This window comes from Yoonia sp. 67-2, assembly GCF_035117555.1.
GTDB lineage: Bacteria > Pseudomonadota > Alphaproteobacteria > Rhodobacterales > Rhodobacteraceae > Yoonia.
In genome coordinates this window covers 14,269-34,935 of record NZ_JAYKPK010000017.1, presented here as the reverse complement: position 1 = coordinate 34,935, position 20,667 = coordinate 14,269, and the positions used below count along the sequence as shown (strand labels likewise).

The window sequence follows — 20,667 nt, the reverse complement described above, 5'->3', positions numbered from 1 at the left end:
TGATCTCCTTCGTACTGAAGATCAGCAAACTGCAAATCGTAGCTTATGTCAGTGTCCGAATTTCGGGGGGTAGCTCACAGAACGTCCCTGCCAGCGTCGACTGGCTGCTCAAGAAACTTGCAGGGAGTGGTTCGGCTGTCTCAGTATGCTATGAAGCGGGACCTACGGGGATATGGTCTTTATCGGCAGGTACCCGAATCAAATGGTGACACCTGAGGCTGAGGGCAGCCCCAACTGCGTTCTTGGGCCGACTTTTCAACAAAATCGGCAGAAAGCGGCGGCGATTTCGCATCGACAGGCTATCGCCGATGCGATCTGACCCGGCCGGACCGAAACGGCACTGGTCGTATTCGCCGTGAAAGCAGGCATGCCAACCGCAAGCAGGGCGGAAAAGGTACAAGTCGTGCCACCACCGGCCAGCGCGTTAACCGCCCCTGCAAGTATGCCGGAACCGAACAGCAAAAGAATTTCGGGATAACCCATGCGTCAAGGTTTCCCCGCAGACGACGATTTCATTTACTTAACCTTCTCGCAGCGCCGCCTCGGTCGCTTTGAAGTGCCGTTCTGTCAGGTCACAGGCCAGCGCGACATCACGTGCCAGCACTGCTGATGCGATCGCTGCATGTTCTGCCCCAAGGTCGCGTTCGTTCCGGTGCAGCCCGACAGCAGTGCGCCGGAACCGGGCGCATTGATCGTTCAGGATCTGCCGGACGCGCAGCACCCAAGTCGAGCCACAGGCCCCAATCATCGCCAGATGAAAATTCGCATTCGCGCGTTCCCAGATTTCCAGCGACCCTGACCCATCTTTCAACGTGGCATCCGCGCGGGCCATTTTCCATGCCGCGGCGGCGACTTCGCCTTCCCAATCATCGTCCCCCTTGGTGATCGACAGCCGCAATGCAACTTTTTCGATTTCGATCCGGGCCGTGTTGAGGTCGCTGAATTCGTCCTGATCCAGGCCCGCCACTGAAAATCCGCGATTGCCCTGTGTCACGACCAGCCCGTCCGCACAAAGCCGCTGCAATGCTTCGCGCAACGGCGTCGGTCCGATGCCGTAAATATCCTTCAGCCGTTCGATCCGCAGCCGTTCGTCCGGCTGCCGCTTGCCCGCGATAATGTCCGACCGGATCGCGGCGAACGCGATATCCGTCAACGTTTCACCGGAGTCCGGCCCGGCCTCTTTGGCGTAAGATCTTTTCTCGTCCATCACGCGCGCCAAACTCCACTCGGTCCTATCGGGGTCAGAAGATTTGCCAATCCAGCAGATAGCCGCCCGGCGGCGATATGCGCATCAACATAAACATGCCGTTTATCGCGAAAACCAGCACGGCACCATACAGAAGACCTGTCATGATCTTCATCCGGGCAAAGTTGAACAGCAGGATCGCCAGAAAGCCCAGCGTCGCAATATTCATGCCCAGCAAAGCGATAGCACCCCCATATCCAAGGATCAGCATCAGTACCGGCACTTCGTCCTGCCCGCCCAATGGCAATGGTTCTTGCGCTGCAAATGCCATGCGGGTTTCGCGATACAGGACAGTCATGGCCAGCAGCAGACCCGGCAGAATCACCACCATCGGCAGCAATCGCGCATTCGGGCGGTATCCGACTGCTTCAAATGCGGCATAGGCAAAGACCGGCAAGGCAAGGATCGCAAGCGCGAGACGGACTTTTGTCATCTCTTCATGGCCGGTGTTGGTGACCAGAACCGCCGTTTCGGCAACCTCGCCTTTTGGGCGGCGGGACGCCCAGAGCTTGTACAGCAGCGGCAGGACGATAAAGCTGGCGATGATCAGAACACCCGGCCGGTAGAGCCAGTTCCAGCCGTGCAGCTGATTGGCCAGCCAGAAATACTGCTCCATCGGACCAGCAAGCACAAAGCCGACCAGCACAGGCGCACGGGGCCAATCCGCCTGTTTCATCGCCCAACCGACAAGGCCGAGTAGAAACAGCACGGCAATATCGCCCAGCGACTGGGTTGCCTGATACGCACCGGCGACCATGATCAACAGCAGCGGTGCGGCGATCAGCGCAAAGCGGACTTTTGTCAGCTTGGCAATATAGGGTGTCGCGGCGAAACAGATCGCAGCGCCCGCTATCGACGCAATCGCCACGCTCCAGACGATCAGATACATCAACGTCGGCTGTTCCGCGACCATCCGCGGTCCGGGATAAAAGCCGAATGAAAACAAAGCGCCAAGGAAAATTGCCGCAGCCGGGCCGCCCGGAACACTAAACAGCAATGTGGGGACAAGGTCGGAAATGACCGTCGCATTGTTGGCGCCCTCGGCGGCTGCAATGCCACGTTCTTCGCCTTTGCCAAAGCGAGACTTGTCTTTGGTCGAACTCACGGCATGGCCATAGGCGACCCATGTCGACGCATTCGCACCGACCGCAGGGATGAAACCGCCGACCGTTCCGATCAGTGCGCCTTTCAGGACCAGCCATTTGGTGCGCCAGAATGCGGCAAATCCCTGCGACCAATTGCCGAGGACCTGCCGACCGCTGGAGATGCCACCCCCGCTCGCCAGCATGCCGATCACCTCGGCGACGGCGAACAGGCCAAGGGCGACGATGGTCAGCGAAAGTCCATCCATCAGATAGGGTTGGCCAAAGGTAAACCGGTAGTTCGCTGCAGCCGGGGCCGCCCCGACCAGCCCGAGCAGCAACCCGAAACAGGCGGTCAGCAGCCCTACCATGACGTTCTTGCCGACCATGCTGGACGCAAAGTAAAGCCCGACCAGCGCGAACATGAAAAGTTCAGGTGTCCCCAGCGCAAGGACAATCGGGCCAGCCAGCGGAATGGCAAAGGCCAGTGTGACAGCGCCGACCAGCCCGCCGGTCATCGACGCCAGAAAACCCAGTCCCAGGGCAGTCGATGCCTTGCCCTCTTTGGCCATGGCATGACCTTCAATCGCTGTGGGTGCAGAGGCCGGTGACCCCGGCGCACCGACAAGCACAGAGGTGATGGTATCGGATGTGTAGACGACCGAGATGGCCCCTAAAAGCAGGGCCAGCCCGGCGTAATCGTCAAACAGAAAAACAAATGGCAGCAAGATCGAAACCGCGGCAACACCGCCAAGGCCCGGCAACATGCCGAACACCATGCCTGCAAGCATACCTGCAAACAGCGCCAACAGGCGCATTGGGGCAAAAAGCTCGTACAAAGCAGCGATTGCATGTTCCATGACTTACCCCGTGGCCGTGCCAGCCCGGAAAATATCCGGGCTGAACAAAAAAGTTTTCATTTCAGTTTGATCAGAACGCGACGTCGAATTTTTCGCTCAGCAGCGTCCGCAGATATTCAACCACTTCATCCGAGGGCTGCAGCGCAGCTTTCAGCGGTCCTTCGGCGTCTTGCGGCAGGATCAGGTCGTAGCCACCGGTGACCTGCTGCGATGCTTCGATGAATTCAGGGTCAGCATTGATCGCCTCGACCGCTGCTGCAAAGGCCGCGATCACCTCATCCGGCGTGCCCGCTGGAACATAACCGGTCAGGCCATAGCTTAGCGTCAGTGCGCCGATCGCCTGATACGCGTCCCATTCGACACCGGAAGGCTCTTCACCGTTCAGGTCGACATAGACTTCATGCACCGATGGCAGATCCGGGACCGCCGGGTCACGCTCTGTCAGGCGGCCGTCAGCCCCCACAGAACCGCCGGTCATCAGCGGGAACACTGTGCCAGCTGCTGCCTGATCGGCGACCTGGGTCAGATAGGCAGGCGTGAACTGGAAATCAATATTGGTCTCGCCCCGGTCAAAAGCCAGCCGTGCCGGACCGCGCCCTTCGAACCCCAGGACAGAACGTACATCCAGCCCAAGAACCTCGAACGAAAGCAATGTCGGCAGATCGCTAGCCGCTGCGGAAATGCCGCCATAAATTAGGTCGGTGTCCGTTTCCGCCAGATCCTGCACGGTTTCGATGCCGGATGCCTGCGATACATAGGTCACGCTGCCGAATGGCAACGCATAGGCAACCCGCATTTCAGCCAGATCGTATTCCACGCCTTCCTGACCAAGCACATAAGGTGTCGCCGTCGACGACGTTGTGAAAAGCACGGTCAGTCCGTCAGGTTCCGCATTCTGCGCAAACCAGTTCGCCCCCAGAATAGAGCCGCCACCGCCACGGTTGACGACCTCGATATCCGGATTGCCGGGCAGATGGCGTTCCATATGCGATTCCAGAAAGCGTGCCGCGACATCGGTTGCGCCACCGGGCGCGAACGGCACGATGATCTGAATGCGTTCGCCCTCAAAGCTGACTTGCGCCGCAACCGGCGCGGCAAGCCCGAATGTTACTGCCGAAACGGTCGACAGCAGCATGATTTTCTTGGTCGTTTCCATGGTCTTTCCTCCCTTAAGAAATTTGCCTTAGATGATCGTGTTGGTCAGTGTTCCGATCCCCGAAATGTCCACGTCAACCACATCTCCCGCCTTCAGGTATTTGGGCGGAATGAACCCGATGCCGACGCCCGCTGGCGTGCCCGTCGCGATCACATCGCCCGGATACAGCGTCATGGTGCGGGTCAATGTCTCGATCAGCGTCGGGATATCGAAAACCAAATCGGAAATCGCGGCTTGCTGCCGCACTTCGCCGTTCACTCTGGTCGTCAGTGTCTGGGAAGTGATGTCCCCCATTTCATCCGCCGTCACGATGAACGGGCCGAGCGGGCCGAAGGTGTCAAGGCTTTTGCCGATCAGCCACTGGTTATGCCGTTTTTGCAGTTCCCGCGACGTGACATCGTTGCAGATGGTGTAGCCAAAGATCACGTCCCATGCATCGGCCTTCGACACTTTATGCGCGGTCTTGCCGATGATCAGCGCCAGTTCGCCCTCGTAGTCGACCGTATTGGTGGCATCCAGTGCGCTGTTGACTGTGGCGCCGTGCCCAACCAAACACGATCCGGTTTTTGCAAAAATTACCGGCTGACTGGGAACTTCTTCTTTCGCAGATGAGTCAAAACCGCTGCCGAAAAACTCTTTCGCATGCGCATAGTAATTTTTACCGACGCACAGAACCGCACCACGGTGATCAGGCACTGGCGGCAAGAGCGTCACCTCCGACAATCGGACCTTTTTGCCTTTGCTTGCCTTTGTGACCAAGGCATCCCGTTCGTTCACATCGGCCTGGATCAAGCGCAGCATGAGCGCTGCTGTGTCATCACCGACTGCAAGAACATCGAGTTCAGAGCCATCGACGCGCCCCAGACACCGCTCATCACCGTGTTTGAACAATGCAATCTTCATCTAACTTCTCCACGATTTTATATTCTATCGATGATAATATTGAACATCGAGAAAAAGAAATCAACCATTCTGGTGGTGATGAGGCGTCAACACGGGGCGAACGTCCATCTGGGACTGAGCCGTAATCGCAGACAGCCGTTGCCAGCGCCTACTGCTGCTTTCTCAATTCAGCATTGTAAATGTTCCGAGCGGCAGGTTACGCCCGCGCCAATACTATTGCTGGGTGGATGTTGAAAAACCTAGGAACGACTGGTCTGGTGACGCTGTAACGGGGCATCCAAATGACGCGTTGTTGGCCGATCGGGAGCAATCACGTTTCACCGTACCACCGCCACATCCTCCATCCGCGTCGTGTATCTTAGGCTTCGATGATCTGACCGCAGCTGCCCCGACTATTTCATTCCCTCGCTGCCGAGCACCATCTTTTTCTTGCCGAACCGATCGTTCACCGCATCAAGGGCGATCATTATTGCCAGTGATTTACCCGGCGCTTCGAAGGGAGGCCTTGTTCTGTGCAATGACCCCAGACGCAAGGTCGCTCATGTCGAGCGCGGCAAAGCACAGATCGTCAAGCGTCATCGTCATGCCGACCATGGTTTGGGTGACCGGCGCATAGTCAAGGATATCTCCCGGCACCATCCAGATCGATTCATCCAGCGCCAGCGCGCCTTCATCCACCTGCTGCAGCACGGCGCCACAGAGCATCGGTTTGAACGTGCTGGTCATCAGAAAGCGTTCATCTGCACGGTGGCTGATCGACCAGTCGGAACCGCTGTCGCGGACAAGCAAGCCCACGCGGGCATCAAGCGTCTGTTCAATACCTTCGATTGTCTGAATCAGCCGCGCCTCTGCCTCTTGGGCAAGTGCAGTCGAGCCATTCAGAAAGCCGAGGACAAGTCCGGCAGACAGAAGCGGGCGTAAGGTGAAATGACAGAACATATGTTCATCCTATTACTGTCGGACATGCCATATCTGCTTCGCCCCAGCGAACCGGGCAAATGCAGATAGACGACCGATCCGGCGTTGAAGTGAGCAGACATCAATTGATGTCATGGTGCATTCAATAACGATGGGCTTTTCCACGCTCAAACGACAAAGTATCAGGTGTGGCATTAGCTGGAGTAATGTCGTTGGACCGACCGGATCTTCCCCTGAACGGATTGCGCGTGTTTGAAGTGGCTCTGCGGCAGGGCAGTTTCACGCGCGCCGCGATCGAATTGCGGGTCACGCAAGCGGCGGTCAGCCATCAGATCGCAAGGCTGGAAGACCGGCTTAGCGTGACCCTTTTCTTACGCACATCCGCCGGGTTGGTACCAACGGATGAAGGGCGGGCGTTATATCCTGTTGTGGAACACGGATTTGACGCCATCGCCCGTGCGCTTGACCGGATCACCGGGCAGCGCCACGTCGAAATCCTGAAAGTCGGCGTTGTTACCACCTTCGCCGTGGGCTGGCTTTTGCCGCGCTTGGCCGCGTTTCAACACAGCCATCCGATGATCGATCTTCGGATATCGACGAATAACAACCGCGTGGAAATCCTGCGCGAAGGTCTTGATATGGCAATACGCTATGGCAACGGCAGCTGGACCGGGCTGAAAGCGGAATTGCTGGTCGATGCACCGCTATCGCCGCTTTGCACGCCGTCTGTCGCAGATCGCCTTGCAACGCCGAATGACCTGAGCCGTGAAATCCTGTTGCGCAGCTATCGGGGCGATGAGTGGCCGCGCTGGTTTGCCGAAGTAGATTTCCCCAGTCCTCCACTGACAGGGCCGATATTCGATTCATCCCTGGCGATTGCCAATCTCGCGATGGATGGCGGCGGTGTGGCGCTGCTCCCGGTCGCGATGTTCGCCCGCATGATTGATGAAGGGCGGTTGGTGCGTCCCTTTACAGCAGAGGTATCTGCAGGAGGCTATTATCTGACCTGGCCAGCGGACCGGCCAGTCACACCGGAGATGATGGGTTTTACGAAGTGGCTGTGCGCCCATAATGCGTTGTTCTGCGATCACCTTAAATGACCACTTTTGCCTCGCCGCAAGAATTTGAAAAACTTTATCCGTCTATCAGCGACTCTGGGTTGGCCAGCAAATGATTCACGGCTGACAAGGCTTTGAGGAACAAGTCTTCGGACGTTTGCTACTGCTATCGCCCTATTCGCTCATCTGGATCACAGCCTCGCTTGGCGGCTGGCGGTGATCAAGGGTTGAACTTCACAAGATTTTGCCCACCATGATAGGCAATCTCTCCGGCCTGTCGCATCGTGGAGGCGACGCACCGTTCAGCTATTCTCGTGGGTCATGCCACGCCATGCAACCTTCAGGAGTCGATACGACGATCCCAGCTTGGCCTGCCAATGGGCTTTTATTTTGTATAAGACTGAGTTCATGCCCAAGGCTCGAAAGCTGGTTCAACGTATCGTCACAGACTCCGGCCTCAACCTTAAGACTATCGCGGTCGTCGGAGAATGTGCGACCAAGCAGAAAACGTGGGCCAGCTAAGGCTTCCTCAGGCGATTGGCTAAAATCAATCAAACGGGTCAACAACATTGCGAGCGTCTGCGGCTGCCCATCAGCACCTTGGGTCCCGTAGGTGAACTTTGGTCTTCCGTCCTTTAGAGCAATGCCCGGATTCAATGTATAGAAGGGCAGCTTTCCCGGCGCGAAGGCATTCGGATGTAGTGGGTCCGCGCTGAATGCGGCTCCTCTGTTTTGCCATAAGATGCTTGGATATCTCGCCCGTCGCATTTGCGTGATGAGCGCACGGCTAGGTCGCGTGATTTCTGGCAAAGCCGTCACGATGCCTTAGCCTCGCGACATCAGCGTTATCTACAGCCCTGATTTTGTTGAAATGTCTCAAGGCCTGCGTGAGCTGATCGCCCAGATCCGCAAATGAAACGCCTTGTAGAAGTGAGGATCCACCATGAATAAAATCGTCGCCACAAACCCCTTCCAACCTACAGGATTGGTGGGGGAGCCCGATAGGGCTGGCGGCGCCTTCAGTCCGGGCGATCTTGCGCCTGGACATATTCTTTGATCCTGTCGAGCGGTGCGCCACCGGCGCTGGCGATGAAATAGCTCGGCGACCAGAGCGCATCACCGATACGGCGCAGCTGTGGAAAATCCCGCCGCAAACGTCGTGATGTCGTGGTCTTCACCGCGTTCACAAACTCCGCAAGGCTCGCAGCTGGTGGCAGCGACACCATGGCATGGATGTGATCTGCTTCTGCTCCGAACTCTTCGAGCATACCATCCCGGCGCAAGCAGCGTTCGCGGATGGCAACCTCAGCAGATTCCAGCATTGGCCCCGTCAGGACCTGCCTGCGCCGCTTCGTCACCAGAACCAAGTGATAGTGAAGCGCGTAAACGCAGTTGTTTGTATGGGTCATGTCTTGTATTTTTTTCATAGAGCCAATATACATACATCAGCATGAAAATGACAAGATCCCTCAGTTGCAAGCTCTATCCATCTTCCGCACAAGAGCGGGCTATGGAGGCAAAGCGAGTGATCCTTAAAGATCTATGGAATGCTGCGCTTGAAGATCGCATCGGCGCCTGGCGATGCGGCGTGCGCATCTCGCGCTCGGATCAGGAAAAGTCCCTCAAAGAGATCAGACAAGACCTGCCAGGCTGGCAGGGTCTCGTGCATACGCATGAAGCTTAAGGCGTATTGAAGCGGCTGGATCTTGCTTTCCAGGCCTTCTTTCGCCGGGTTGCAGCCGGGCAAAAGCCCGGCTTTCCGCGCTTCCGCAGTGCGGATCGCTTCCGCGGCTGGTCCTACAAGGAGCATGGCAACGGCTTCAAGGTCACGCTTGGTGATGGAGGTCATAATGGCCGCATCCGCCTCTTTGGCATCGGTGAGATGCATATGCGCAGACGGGCGCGGACCCCGGGCGGGGTCCTCAAGGCGGATGTTGTGAAAACTGTGCGGGGCTGGATGCTCAACCTTGTTGTTGCAACAGATTGCGCAGAGCGTGCGCCGACCGAAGGCCCGGCCATCGGCCTCGATTGGGGTGTGTCAGATTTCGCAACGATCGCAATCGAGAATGGCGGCTACGCCGTTGTGCCCAATCCGCGATATCTTGCGATTGAAGCCGAGGATCTGAAGGCATATAGTCGCAAGCTCTGCGCAGCAGCCAAGGCACGCAAGATCTCTGCTCGCAATCTGCGCAAGCATCGGCACAGCCTGGCGCGGCGGCATGCAAAAGTAGCAGCCCGTCGGAAAGACTTTCTGCACAAGGTGACGACGCGGCTTGCCGCATCGCACCGCATGATCGTGACCGAAGCGCTGACAGTGCGGAATATGACCGCATCGGCCTGTGGCACAGTCGCAGATCCTGGCCGTAACGTGGCTCAGAAAGCGGGGTTGAACCGGTCCATTCTGGATACGGCACCGGCCACGTTCCTCAACATGCTCAGATACAAAGCGGAAGAAGCTGGTTCTGAGTTCCTCCTTGCACCTACACGCAAATTAAAGCCCTCGCAGCGCTGCCCTGCCTGCGGGACGCTTCAGAAGAAGCGCCTCAACGAACGGATTCATACTTGCAGCTGCGGCTGCAGGTTGGGTCGCGACGAGGCCGCTGCCCGTGTGGTGCTTGACCATGGTCTTGCGTGCGAAGCCGCAAGACAGGATCACCCGGCCGGAACGGCCGGGACCTCGCCTCATATTGGGTGAGGTCGAAACCCCTTCCAACCTACGGGATTGGTGGGGCAGGTACATTGAAACGTCTAAAATCCGGATGATGTCGCTCTCTTTTATCGATTTCAGACCTGATTGCATGACTGGTTGTCGATGGCATGGGAACTGCGTCAGTTCAAGACCGTTTGTGAGTTTGTAGCAAGCGCCGACTCTTTGGTCATTCTAAGCTGGCATTGATTTACAAGCGGCGGATTCAGGGACGTTCGCTGCGCAAAGAATGAATGATGTCAACGGCAGAGCGAGCAAATCGACCGTCGATCTTACAAGGTCTGGTTTTATTCAATCCTGCGCACATATGGCCGCAATGCACGCGGTCCTTGTCCAAGCGGAGGCATAGAGCCCGAAAATGTGGTTAATCCTGCATTAAGGCAGCGAAAAGACCCGGATACCATTCATAGCCGCCGAAATCGCGTAAATCGAAGCCAGCCCCATAGGCCCAGTAGCACCAGCTGATTCCGTTTTCCTCAGCTGCTTGGCGGACGGTTTTGACCCACGCGTTTCGGCTTTTGGTGTCCGCCTCGCGGACGACGCCAAATTCACCCAGAAAAATAGGCACATCCGCCCGCCGTGCCAGTGCAATATCAGCCTGGACATTGGCGATTTCAGCTTGGCTGCCCCAGGCAAGCGGCGGAAAGCTTTCTGCGGTCCATGTCGATTGCTGATGCGTAAAAGGGTAGGGGTCATAATAGTGAAAGGTCAGCGCGATGCGCGGGCCAAAATCGGGCAGGTCGCGCATTTCATCGCGATTGTTCATATTTCCACCACCGATGATAACCCAGCGGTTGGGGCTAGCATCACGGATGATGGGCAGGACTTTTTCATAAAGCGAGATGGCGCGCTGTGTCGTTATCTGATTGCGCGGTTCGTTCAGCAATTCAAAGATCAGCCGGTTGTCATGATCTGCAAAATGATGCGCCAGTTCGGTCCAGATCTCGACAAAGACAGGGGCATAGGTGTCGGGATCATCCATCAGTTCATCAAAATGATGTAGGTCAAGGATCACTGTCAGACCACGGTCCTGCGCCTGCCCGATCACCTGCTCTACCCGTGCCAGAAACCCTGGCCAGATCATTCCGTTCCAATGCGCGCCGAACCTGACGGGCAGGCGGATCGTGTCAAAGCCTGCACCTGCGATCCAGTCAAGATCGAAGGGGGAAATAGCGGGACCCCATGCACCTTCGAACGGGGCGTCAAGGACATTGCCGATATTCACGCAGCGGTTGACAGGAAAACTTTCCGTTTGGGGAGCTGCCGGTGTTGGGACTATGCCAGAGATCAACACCATGCCCAATGACAGCCAGCGTGCTGGCTTGCCTGCAGCAATGCGGCAGAACCTGATGAACAAAAGCACGTTACCTGATCCATTTCTTGACAATCTGGCGAGAACGAAACACTGTCATGAACGTTCCTTATACTAAATTAGCCGGTATCGCGATAGAGTGGGGGATCTTAATGTCGAGCAAAATAAATTTTCCGATCGGCCCTGATGAGGCAAAACGCCTGCGACTCTTGCAGGCGTCCGGTTTCGCGAACAGTCTCATAATGCCCGAGCTTGACGCGCTCTGCGAAGACGCAAAGACAAATTTTGATGTAAAATTCTCAACCATCAGCCTCTTGACGGAAGAATTGCAGATCATCAAAGCCAAGGCAGGTATTGATGTGGAAAGCACGCCTCGTGATGTTGCATTTTGTAATTATACGATTTTGACAGATCAGAATTTCGTTGTCCTCGATGCGACCAAGGATGCACGGTTTAGTAACAACCCCCTCGTCGTAGGCAATCCGCACATCCGCTTTTATGCTGGTGCCCCGCTGATCTATGTCGATAATATCAGGCTTGGTGCTTTTTGCCTGATTGATACCGCGCCGCGCGAAAAATTTACGCTAGGCGATCAGGCGGAGTTGTCGGAATATGCTGAACGTGCGTCATATCTGTTGATTAAGCAGTTGCGGTTCACCGCCTAGCCACACATTTGCGACACAATTGACCCGTTCATTGTATCCTTTTGGACAGGCAATCCGTCTATATGTCTTTGTTTAGACACATAAACGATACGATATAGCGGCAAGCATCTCGTAAGGCGACAATATCGCCGCTATAGTTATCGTCATGAATATCAGAAACACGCTTGCGGTCTTATTTATGGCCTTTGGACTGACATTGGCTGCTTTGCTGGTCCCGCAGGTGCTAGAGTCCAATCGCACCTACACTAGCACAAATGACCAGATCGTCGTAGATCAGGCGCGCAATGATGTATTCGAGGCGGTGCTTGCGCTGCGCAAAGGGCGCACCGCGCTCACCTTGCTTGCGATGCGGGGAGAGGCCGGCATCGGTCTGCGCGACGATCTGGCGGCTGCAGTCATGTTTTTGAACCGCGCGGCCCAGACTTTTGCCATGTCTGAAAACGCCGTTCTGCGCCAATTGTCTGATCCTTTGGCACAACAGGCTGACCGATTGTCTGACAATGCAGTGGACTTTGCAAATATCACCGCGTTAGGGGATGCGGAGGCCATTGCGGCGGCCCTGGTCATGCAGCAGCAGCTTTTTGTTGAAGTGCAACATGAAACGCTATTGGTACGCCAGCAGATATTACAGGAAGTCGGCATTCCTGATACGGTCATGGGCGCGCTGCAAATGATGCGGAATTACATCCTTTCCGTCAGTAATGCGTTGAATGATGATCTTGTTTTGGCGGCCCCGAATGGGCCAGACGGGAACAGGATCGGCCTGCGACAGGTCCAAAGTAGTGTTGATCGTATGACGACGATCAATCAATTCTACAGCGACATAGCCAGCGCCTATCGACCCGACACCATTATGGTCGCCCTTGATCTGGCGGCTTATCTTGACTCGACCTATCTTCCTACGCTGAACAACTATGTGGCGGCTGTATCTGGCAATGGCAACCTGACTGCGGCACAGAGGGACTGGGCAACAACCGTGAATGACGCAGATTTACTCGTCAATCAGACCACCGCGCGCCTTTTTGCAATGTCACAGGCGCACCTGACATCGGAACGTGAAGAAGCGCGGCGCATGCTGAACATGATGCTGATCCTGACAGCCTTTGTCGTGGTGATGTTTGGGTTGTCGCTGTATCTGGTCACGCAGCATATTGTCAGGCCGCTGACCTATGTACAGCTCAAGATCAACGATATTGCAGCGGGCCACCTAGACCCAATTATCCGCAAAAAGCTGTTGCTACGGGACCTTGATACGGTCTTCGATGCGTTGCGTGCGCTGCGCATTTCGTCCCGGCGTCGCGAAATGCTGACCGCCGACCGCCTGGCGCTGAACGAACATATCGTGGAGGCGCATGGGATACTGCGATCTGAAGTTGATGCCGCAGCGAAAGTGCAATTGTCGTTGTTGCCGCGACCTGAACGTGTCGGGCATATCAGGTTTTCGTCCCTTTTTCAGCCATCAAGTGTCGTAGCCGGCGATACCTACGATTTTATCAACCTGTCCGATACGCGTGTGGGACTGTTTCAGATTGATGTAGCCGGTCACGGGGCGGCCGCTGGTCTGGTGTCGATGGCTGCGCATATCAGTGCCCGTCGCGCCTTGCGGGGCATCAAGCCAGACATCAATCTGGCCCAATCGGTGCAAACGATGAACGCCCATTGGAGCCCGGAACTGACTTATTTCACCGCGTTATTTGTTGAATTCGATGCCACAAGTCGTGTCGCGCGGTTGGTGCAGGCAGGACACCCGCACCCGGTGCTGATGCGCAAGGATGGCAAAGTTTTACGTATCGGCCAAGGTGGACTACCGATCGGTGTCGTCGATGGTGCAGTATTCGACATGATCGAATTTGATTTCGACTATGGCGACAGATTGCTTGTGTTTTCCGACGGTATCTATGAAAACTTCAACTCTGAGGGAGAAATCTATTCAGAAGAACGGCTTGTCCAGTTGCTGCAGGATAACGCATCGTGCAGCACTGCTGACTTGGTGGAGGTTATAAAGTCATCTGTTGTTTCTTGGAATAAAGCAGGGGTCCCATCTGATGATGTGAGCCTTGTGATTGCGGAGAGGATATGAAGTATGCTGAACTATTCAGAAACACAGGATGACATGATACTTGTCCTCGAGATTGCAGAGCAAAGACTCGAGGCCAGCAACGCCCCTGATTTACGCGATCTTTTGGTTGGCCGCATTGAAAATGGCAGCGACCAGATCGTGCTGGATTTGCGCCAGGTCACCTTCATGGACAGCTCCGCGCTTGGTGCGCTGATCGGTGGTGTCAAGAAAATGCGCGGTCTTGGGACACTGGCCTTGTCGGGCGCGAACGGGCCGGTTCTACAATTGTTGAAACTGACGCGCATGGATAAAGTTTTCCCGTTATATCCATCCATCAGTGATGCAGTTGCAGAGATGAAAGGATAGCAAATGGAACCGACACCGGCAAAGACATGCTGGTCGCTTGAACGTGATCTGTATCAGGTACAGTCGGTGGCGATACCGGTAAAAACCTATGCGATGCAGTTTCTCAATGATGACGACGCTGCGGCCGTCGAACTCGCTCTGGTCGAGGCGGTGACAAATGCGATCAAACATGGCAGTATTAACGGCCGTGACACGGGCCAGATCACTGTCACAGCGCAAGTTTTCGATGACCGTTTCGTGGTCGAGGTGGTTGATCATGTGCCTGTCCTGCCGCAGGCCGCATTAGATCGTGCGCGCAACCGCGGGGCTGCTTTCAATATCGATAATGTTGCGGCTCTGGATGAAAGCGGACGTGGCGTGTCGCTCATGGTTTTGGTCATGGATGAAATCATCCTAAGCACCGCCAATGATAAGTATGTCCTGAGCATGGTAAAATACATTAGCTGATCCCGTATCGTGAAGGCCGACTTTTTGTCATCGAAGCAAACTCCCCCCAGAGCGACCCGTTATGAACGGCAGGAGCCATGGCAACACGCCGATCATAGTGCCTTACATGTCTTCCTTTGGCAGTTTCTGGGTGTTTCAAGCCTTGTTTTTGGCCTCTGGTATTTATGGTGGCGCTGGACCGTGTCGATCAACTGGGATGCGATGTGGCTGTCGTTGCCACTGGTCATCGCCGAAACAGCGGCATTTGTTGGGCTGATCCTGTTCACGGTTAACCTGTGGTCGCCGCGTTCGCCCCGACCCGATAGCGTGCCTAGTACGGTCATGGATACGCTTGACGACAAGCCGCCCACGGACAGGCCAATCATCGTGGATGTGTTTTTCGCGACCTACAGCGAAGACCCCGAACTGGTCCGGCTAGGTATCCGCGACGCGCAAAAGATGACCTATCCACATCTGATCGATCTGCGCGTGCATGTGCTGGATGACGGGCGCAGGCCTGAAATGGGCGCCGTCGCCGCGCAGGAAGGTGCCAATTACATCACCCGCACCGATAATGTCGGGTACAAGGCAGGCAATCTGCGCAATGCGATGGACCACACAATCGGGGATTTTGTGGTCATTTTCGATGCCGATACCCGTCCATTTCCGAATTTCCTGACCGAGACGCTGGGCTATTTCCGTGATCCCAAGGTCGCGTGGGTGCAGACACCGCAATGGTTCTGGGATGTGCCGCCGGGCAGGCCTTTGCCTGCGGTGTTGCGGCGCCGTCTGGGCCGTTTCGGCGGCTGGCTGGGCCGGCGTATTGAAGGGGTATTCGGCCCGATCCGGCTGGGCGAGGACCCTTTCGGTAACGATCCACAATTGTTTTATGATTTCATCCAGCACCGTCGCAACTGGGCCAACGCGTCGTTTTGTTGTGGTGCTGGATCAATTCACCGCCGCGAGGCGATCATGGAAGCCGCGATCCGGTCATGGACTGCCGAGGTTGCCAGCAGCGCCGATCAGGCCGAACGTCAGGCACAGGCCATGACCGGTGAAACCGATCTTTCGAAAATTGTCCGCGCCACCGCGCGGATCAACCAAGCGCGCGAGATTGAATTTACCCCGTTCAAACTGCATGTGTCCGAGGATCTTTATACATCTATCTCGCTGCACAGTGACCGCGAGCGGGGTTGGAAATCGGTGATGCATCCAAAGGTTGTCTCGCGGATGTTGTCGCCCAATGACCTGCTGAGCTGGACGATCCAACGGTATAAATATGCAGGCGGCACGCTGGATATCCTGCGCAATGACAACCCGCTCTTTCGGCGCGGGCTGACCCTGCCGCAAAAGCTGATGTATGCGATGACGTTCTATTCCTATCTGTCACCTTTGTGGAACATCGTCTTTCTGATCGCACCCATCATCTTCTTGTTTTCCGGGGTGGCGCCAGTGGCGACCTACTCGCTGGATTTCTTTTTGCACATCATTCCGTTTTTGCTGATGAACGAAATGGCGCAGATGGTGGGCCTCTGGGGCACGCCGGTGATGAAGGGGCGGCGCTGGTATCTGGCGATGTTCCCGCTGACATTGAAAGCCTTGTGGTCGGTGGCACGCGGGAAAAAGGTCAGCTTTATCGTGACACCAAAAGACCGCGCCTCCGGCCGGTATCTGCGGTTGGTGCGCTGGCAGATCCTGCTGGTCGGCCTGAACCTTGCAGCGCTGATCTATGGGTGGAGCCTGTTTGGATTGGGTATTTCGGGCTACACGCTGGGCGCGATGATCGTCAACACCTTCTGGAGCGCGAACAACATGATGTCGCTTGGTCTGATCATCCGTGCCGCGTTCTGGCAACCGGATGCGGAATTCGATTTACCTGTGATGGAAGAGTATCAGCATGACAAGAAATAGTGGTCTTTACGAAGCACGCGGGCAAATCGGTTGGATTCTGGCGCTGATCGTCTCGACCGCGGTTGTTGTCTGGCTGGAACAATTGGAAGTTGGGTCGCAATTATCGGTGCTGGCAACCAACCCGCTGACTGACACCGAACTGGGAACTGACAGCAGCCTGCAACAGGCATGGTTGCAGGTCGATGATCCTGCGACCGCTGCTGTCAAGGATCAGGTCAATCAGCTGACTGCACTGGTTCGTGCTGGTCTTGAAGACGGCGCAGATATTGCTGCGCTGCGCCAAGAGGCCGCGCAAACCATCGCGGTCATTGAAAGCACGGACCCGACAGATCGCGTGCTGCTGGACGCAATCAGACTGTGCCGCGGTGTGTTCAACATTTGATGAGTAGGGGATCGTCAAAGTGAACATGTTCGACGGAATTCTGATCGGTTCTTTGTTGATGGGGCTGCTGGGTGCCGGTTTGCTCGTCCGGACGGGGCCGGGCACGGCTGTCAAGTTTCTTGCAACAATCGGTCTGATCGTGTCGCTGCTCCTGTCGTCGACATATCTCATTGCCGACCAGCTGACAGGCCGGGGGTTCGATGCCTCTATCGTTTTTCACCTGACCGCCGGTATGGCCGGTGCGCCGTTCATCGAGTTTTTGCCGCAAATTCTGGGTGGGATCGCATTGGCTTTTGTCGCGGTTCTGACGGGTGTGTTCGTCTATCGCGGCATGGGTGCCTTGCGTCAAAACCATGCATCAGCGCGAAAATATGCCGGTGTCGGTTTGATCATGTTGTCTGTGGCGACAAGCCCCGGCACGCGGGATGTGGTCCGGCTGACTGCATCCATGCTCCCGACTGGCAGCGGCGCGCCGGATACGTTTCTGGTCGTCGATCAGTTGAGCGAGGCCGAAAACCCCAAGAATTTCATCCTGCTTTTTGTCGAGCAATTGGAATCGACCTATTTCAACGAGGATGTCTTTCCCGGTTTGCTGCCAAGGATGACCGCGCTGCAGGATGAAGGCATCCGGTTCACGAATGTCGATCAGGTGACCGGCACCGGCTGGTCGATTGCGGGCATGACATCCAGCCTGTGCGGTGTGCCGCTGGTCGGCAGCGGGGCGTCGAATTCCATGTCCGGCGTGGACCAGTTCATGCCGCTGGCAATCTGCCTGGGCGATCTTTTGCAGCCACAAGGGTACCGCCTGCATCACCTTGTGGGCAGCGATCTTGATTTTGCAGGATGGAACAATTTTTTCCTGAATCACGGCTTCGAAAGCGTCGAGGGGCTGTTCGAGCTGTCGCCGGATTTGCCCGCAGACACCGTCTATTCCAGCTGGGGCTTGCATGACGAAACATTGCTGAGCGTCGCAACCGAGCGTCTGCAGCAGCTTTCAGAAGGTGACCGGCCATTCGGCATGGTGTTGAACATGCTCGATACCCATCATCCAGCGGGTCATCCTAGCCCCGCCTGTCAGGCGGAACCCTATGGCACCGGTGAAATACCATTACTGACCGCCTATGCCTGTGCCGATCGTCTGGTCACACAATGGATTGCGGAACTGCGCGGCGCGGGCCTGCTAGAAAATACAGTGGTGATGATCAGTTCTGACCACCTTTCGATGCCGAATGATGTCTGGGACCGTTTGCAAGGGCATGAACGCCGCAATACCGTGCTGGTTCTGGGGGATGATATCGCGCCTGCCCAAGTTGATCGCGCGGGATCGCTGCTGGATCTTGGATCGACATTGCTGAACCTGATCGGCTATGACGTGCCCGGCATCGGGCTCGGGCGCGACCTGCTCGCGGACCCGGCAGATGATACCGACCGGATTGCCGATATCGAATCCGCGATCAGCGACAGCCGGGGCTATATCAGCGCTCTGTGGTCCTTGCCCAACCTGTCAGAATCTGTGGCCGTTGATGTGACGACCCGGCAGTTGCATTTGGGTGATCGCAGTATTTCCATTCCGGCGCTGATGCAATTTGACGACGCCGGCATGACGACAGCAATCCAATTCGACTTTTACGAGACGTCACCTCTTTGGACTTTTGCCCTACAAATGGGGGGCGGAGAAAGTTTCCTATGGTTCGACGAATGCAGCAACGTGTCAGAGGTCTTTTCCGGCATGGACTCGTCGGGAAATGTGCTCTGCGCGGCTTATGGCCATTATGGAACCCCCAATATCTGGGGCGTGCGCCTTGACGTCGGCGCGACAATTGACCTGTCGCGTCTGCGTTCAGGCGGCGTCCGTCCCCGAGATGATGCCCCAGATGGCAGCCGCCGTCTGGGCATGGCGGTGACAGATGCGGACGAGGACACGACATTCACACTGGTCGCGTCCGGCGTGCAGCCGGATCAATCCTATGTCCGGGCTGACAATCAGCAAGACGTGCTGTTCCTGCCGCGCGGCATTTCCGTCGTCGGTTTGCAGGACGATGGGTCAGCCGTCATGCTGGATACTGCAGACAGCTGCGGCTTTCCGTTGCCGGTTGACGACCTGCCGCCACTTGATTTTTCGGTGGCCGACACGGTTGCGGCGCAGGCGTCCAATTACGACATGATCGCGGTGATGGTCCATGACAGCGCCTATTGCGACAGATACGAATTGGCCCCCTTCTTTGCGGGGTCGGAATTCAGTGACTGGACGCAGATCGGTTACCGGACACCTTATATCGCGCTGCGGTCCGCACAGGGGGCGTTGGTGGAAAAGCTTGGTGCGAGCGAGACAAGCATCACCCTGTCCACCGACGCAGCCGAGGGCGAATAACGGTCTGATCGGTATTGGGCTTTGTTGCGGAAAGCCGTTGCCGCGAACGACGAGTTTCCGCCCCTTGCGCAGACGACATCAACATTCCCGGCCCTGACCTGCCGCTCACCAAGGTGACCGGCACTGCAGAGCAGCGTCAACAGACCGGCCATTCGTCCATCATGCAGCATTTTCGTAGGGTGAAGCTCTGCTGAGCGGACAAAGCATCAATTCGCTGCGCTACGCACGAAGGTCCGTGACTGCATGGGTGGCCACTCGATCACAGGCCCGCTGGAGGGTGTCGATGGCTAGCCGGGATATGACTTGATCCCGAGGGTCTACGCTTCGGCATCCTGACCATAAAAAGAACGGCGACTGGGCTGAGATGGCCCGGTCGCACGGGGGCAGCACTTGGGGCGAAACAGTCAGAACAGTCCCGCCAAAACGGTCTTGTGTTCATGAACGTTGCTGGGTGGATGTGGTGTCCGGCTTAAATTGGAATCTGGCTCTCCACTAAGTGACAGAATTTAAATAATTTTTAATTTTAAGCGGAATGATGAGTTGAATCTGTAATGGGCAAGAGTGGAACCCGCCCGTAAGGCACAAAAAAAGCCACTCAAAAAGCGGCGATCTTGGCAGGACTTTGGCTCCTACAGGCGGCGCAAGTCGTCAATCCTGTAGACTGGCACGCCATCAGCTTCAGGCGCGGGCCTTATTTTATTGACTTTGAGTGCTATTCTGACTTGAGATTCAGTGATCATTGCCATTGCCGCCCATGTTCTCACGGTCTGGTAGTGCTTCACGAAATGGTCGTAAACACAGGGCGAGACCAATGAGGCACGGCCGCCGGTACTCGACTTTCGGCCGGAATAGCTGGGTAGCAGACCGACTGCGCTGAGTTTTGCTGCGAACCTGCGTTCCAATCCCAGCAGGTTTCGCAGGTCCTCGAGGCTGAGACCAGAGCCGTCCTGTTGCAGAAGTTTTGACTTAAGCTCTTCAATATCAATTCGGACCCGGCCCAAGCCGTGGCCGGACGATCCGTAACAAGCCTTTTGTAGCTGGCTCGCTCGCAGCAGCGCGAGGATCTGTCCGGCCGAACAGGTCAGATGAAAGCAAGCAGCCTGAATTGTATGCATTTTCTGGTCAGCGCACGGGGATCGATCGCCGATAAGTTCATCGATTTCACCCAGAAAACCATTCAGATGATCGCGCTCAAATCGCGCTTTCTTGTACGTCCGCGTGCGCAGTGGCACGAAAATCCTGTCT

General features: G+C 56.1%; 19 protein-coding genes. 10 read left to right on the top strand and 9 right to left on the bottom strand.

What is annotated here, in order from left to right:
- Nucleotides 1-520: 520 nt before the first annotated feature.
- The 5 genes from VOY09_RS17970 to VOY09_RS17950 all read right to left on the bottom strand — a co-directional run bounded on the left by VOY09_RS17970 (nt 521) and on the right by VOY09_RS17950 (nt 6,186).
- Complete coding sequence (locus VOY09_RS17970) at nt 521-1,207, bottom strand: GntR family transcriptional regulator (protein WP_322896122.1); 687 nt, start codon at nt 1,205-1,207, stop codon at nt 521-523.
- A 34-nt stretch (nt 1,208-1,241) separates the two neighbouring features.
- The gene (locus VOY09_RS17965) at nt 1,242-3,188 is read right to left on the bottom strand and encodes a tripartite tricarboxylate transporter permease (RefSeq protein WP_322896120.1); all 1,947 of its coding nucleotides are present in this window, start codon (nt 3,186-3,188) and stop codon (nt 1,242-1,244) included.
- Nucleotides 3,189-3,258: 70 nt separating this feature from the next.
- Nucleotides 3,259-4,344 carry a tricarboxylate transporter gene (locus VOY09_RS17960; protein WP_322896117.1) on the bottom strand — a complete coding sequence of 362 codons (1,086 nt, stop codon included), beginning with the start codon at nt 4,342-4,344 and terminating at the stop codon, nt 3,259-3,261.
- Nucleotides 4,345-4,371: 27 nt separating this feature from the next.
- Nucleotides 4,372-5,145 carry a fumarylacetoacetate hydrolase family protein gene (locus tag VOY09_RS17955; RefSeq protein WP_416236775.1) on the bottom strand — a complete coding sequence of 258 codons (774 nt, stop codon included), beginning with the start codon at nt 5,143-5,145 and terminating at the stop codon, nt 4,372-4,374.
- 582 nt (nt 5,146-5,727) lie between these two features.
- A complete protein-coding gene (locus VOY09_RS17950; protein ID WP_322896113.1) occupies nt 5,728-6,186 on the bottom strand; it encodes a serine hydrolase in 459 nt (152 codons plus the stop codon).
- A 185-nt stretch (nt 6,187-6,371) separates the two neighbouring features.
- On the opposite strand from VOY09_RS17950, the gene VOY09_RS17945 reads away from it, so the two are divergent.
- A complete protein-coding gene (locus VOY09_RS17945; protein ID WP_322896111.1) occupies nt 6,372-7,265 on the top strand; it encodes a LysR family transcriptional regulator in 894 nt (297 codons plus the stop codon).
- Nucleotides 7,266-7,529: 264 nt separating this feature from the next.
- On the opposite strand, the gene VOY09_RS17940 is transcribed toward VOY09_RS17945, so the two are convergent.
- Nucleotides 7,530-7,991 carry a gamma-glutamyltransferase gene (locus tag VOY09_RS17940; protein WP_322896128.1) on the bottom strand — a complete coding sequence of 154 codons (462 nt, stop codon included), beginning with the start codon at nt 7,989-7,991 and terminating at the stop codon, nt 7,530-7,532.
- A gap of 251 nt (nt 7,992-8,242) precedes the next feature.
- Nucleotides 8,243-8,632, bottom strand: coding sequence for an IS200/IS605 family transposase (tnpA, locus tag VOY09_RS17935; protein WP_322896109.1), 390 nt, complete (start codon nt 8,630-8,632; stop codon nt 8,243-8,245).
- Between the two features lie 116 nt (nt 8,633-8,748).
- Here tnpA and VOY09_RS17930 point away from each other — a divergent pair, with 116 nt between their 5' ends.
- Both VOY09_RS17930 and VOY09_RS17925 read left to right on the top strand, forming a co-directional pair.
- The gene (locus tag VOY09_RS17930) at nt 8,749-8,907 is read left to right on the top strand and encodes a hypothetical protein (RefSeq protein WP_322896107.1); all 159 of its coding nucleotides are present in this window, start codon (nt 8,749-8,751) and stop codon (nt 8,905-8,907) included.
- Nucleotides 8,908-8,913: 6 nt separating this feature from the next.
- Nucleotides 8,914-9,918, top strand: coding sequence for a transposase (locus VOY09_RS17925; protein ID WP_322896105.1), 1,005 nt, complete (start codon nt 8,914-8,916; stop codon nt 9,916-9,918).
- A gap of 376 nt (nt 9,919-10,294) precedes the next feature.
- On the opposite strand, the gene VOY09_RS17920 is transcribed toward VOY09_RS17925, so the two are convergent.
- Entirely contained in the window at nt 10,295-11,293 is a 999-nt protein-coding gene (locus VOY09_RS17920; RefSeq protein ID WP_322896103.1) for a glycoside hydrolase family 5 protein, read from the bottom strand.
- Nucleotides 11,294-11,340: 47 nt separating this feature from the next.
- Here VOY09_RS17920 and VOY09_RS17915 point away from each other — a divergent pair, with 47 nt between their 5' ends.
- From VOY09_RS17915 to VOY09_RS17885, 7 genes are all read left to right on the top strand, one after another.
- Nucleotides 11,341-11,907: a GAF domain-containing protein gene (locus VOY09_RS17915; RefSeq protein WP_322896101.1), complete on the top strand. Its 567-nt coding sequence runs from the start codon at nt 11,341-11,343 to the stop codon at nt 11,905-11,907.
- A 145-nt stretch (nt 11,908-12,052) separates the two neighbouring features.
- Nucleotides 12,053-13,987 (top strand): PP2C family protein-serine/threonine phosphatase, encoded by a 1,935-nt coding sequence (locus VOY09_RS17910; RefSeq protein ID WP_322896099.1) that lies wholly within the window; start codon nt 12,053-12,055, stop codon nt 13,985-13,987.
- A 3-nt stretch (nt 13,988-13,990) separates the two neighbouring features.
- Nucleotides 13,991-14,332 carry an STAS domain-containing protein gene (locus VOY09_RS17905; protein WP_322896097.1) on the top strand — a complete coding sequence of 114 codons (342 nt, stop codon included), beginning with the start codon at nt 13,991-13,993 and terminating at the stop codon, nt 14,330-14,332.
- Between the two features lie 3 nt (nt 14,333-14,335).
- Nucleotides 14,336-14,779 (top strand): ATP-binding protein, encoded by a 444-nt coding sequence (locus tag VOY09_RS17900; protein ID WP_322896095.1) that lies wholly within the window; start codon nt 14,336-14,338, stop codon nt 14,777-14,779.
- A gap of 180 nt (nt 14,780-14,959) precedes the next feature.
- Nucleotides 14,960-16,669, top strand: a complete 1,710-nt coding sequence (locus tag VOY09_RS17895; protein ID WP_322896093.1) for a cellulose synthase catalytic subunit — start codon at nt 14,960-14,962, stop codon at nt 16,667-16,669.
- Nucleotides 16,656-17,051, top strand: a complete 396-nt coding sequence (locus VOY09_RS17890; RefSeq protein WP_322896091.1) for a hypothetical protein — start codon at nt 16,656-16,658, stop codon at nt 17,049-17,051. The genes VOY09_RS17895 and VOY09_RS17890 overlap by 14 nt, the downstream gene beginning before the upstream one ends.
- Before the next feature lie 25 nt (nt 17,052-17,076).
- Entirely contained in the window at nt 17,077-19,422 is a 2,346-nt protein-coding gene (locus VOY09_RS17885) for a sulfatase-like hydrolase/transferase (RefSeq protein ID WP_322896126.1), read from the top strand.
- 629 nt (nt 19,423-20,051) lie between these two features.
- On the opposite strand, the gene VOY09_RS17880 is transcribed toward VOY09_RS17885, so the two are convergent.
- A complete protein-coding gene (locus VOY09_RS17880; protein ID WP_322896089.1) occupies nt 20,052-20,654 on the bottom strand; it encodes a hypothetical protein in 603 nt (200 codons plus the stop codon).
- Nucleotides 20,655-20,667: the final 13 nt, after the last annotated feature.

Excerpts from the sequence above, each read along its gene's own strand:
- VOY09_RS17945 (WP_322896111.1), top strand. The coding sequence starts at position 6,372 with ATGTCGTTGGACCGACCGGATCTTCCCCTGAACGGATTGCGCGTGTTT.
- VOY09_RS17885 (WP_322896126.1), top strand. The coding sequence starts at position 17,077 with ATGTTCGACGGAATTCTGATCGGTTCTTTGTTGATGGGGCTGCTGGGT.
- tnpA (WP_322896109.1), bottom strand. The coding sequence starts at position 8,632 with ATGACCCATACAAACAACTGCGTTTACGCGCTTCACTATCACTTGGTT.
- VOY09_RS17915 (WP_322896101.1), top strand. The coding sequence starts at position 11,341 with ATGAACGTTCCTTATACTAAATTAGCCGGTATCGCGATAGAGTGGGGG.
- VOY09_RS17960 (WP_322896117.1), bottom strand. The coding sequence starts at position 4,344 with ATGGAAACGACCAAGAAAATCATGCTGCTGTCGACCGTTTCGGCAGTA.
- VOY09_RS17970 (WP_322896122.1), bottom strand. The coding sequence starts at position 1,207 with ATGGACGAGAAAAGATCTTACGCCAAAGAGGCCGGGCCGGACTCCGGT.
- VOY09_RS17965 (WP_322896120.1), bottom strand. The coding sequence starts at position 3,188 with ATGGAACATGCAATCGCTGCTTTGTACGAGCTTTTTGCCCCAATGCGC.
- VOY09_RS17910 (WP_322896099.1), top strand. The coding sequence starts at position 12,053 with ATGAATATCAGAAACACGCTTGCGGTCTTATTTATGGCCTTTGGACTG.
- VOY09_RS17890 (WP_322896091.1), top strand. The coding sequence starts at position 16,656 with ATGACAAGAAATAGTGGTCTTTACGAAGCACGCGGGCAAATCGGTTGG.
- VOY09_RS17905 (WP_322896097.1), top strand. The coding sequence starts at position 13,991 with ATGCTGAACTATTCAGAAACACAGGATGACATGATACTTGTCCTCGAG.
- VOY09_RS17955 (WP_416236775.1), bottom strand. The coding sequence starts at position 5,145 with ATGCTGCGCTTGATCCAGGCCGATGTGAACGAACGGGATGCCTTGGTC.
- VOY09_RS17950 (WP_322896113.1), bottom strand. The coding sequence starts at position 6,186 with ATGTTCTGTCATTTCACCTTACGCCCGCTTCTGTCTGCCGGACTTGTC.
- VOY09_RS17900 (WP_322896095.1), top strand. The coding sequence starts at position 14,336 with ATGGAACCGACACCGGCAAAGACATGCTGGTCGCTTGAACGTGATCTG.
- VOY09_RS17940 (WP_322896128.1), bottom strand. The coding sequence starts at position 7,991 with ATGCGACGGGCGAGATATCCAAGCATCTTATGGCAAAACAGAGGAGCC.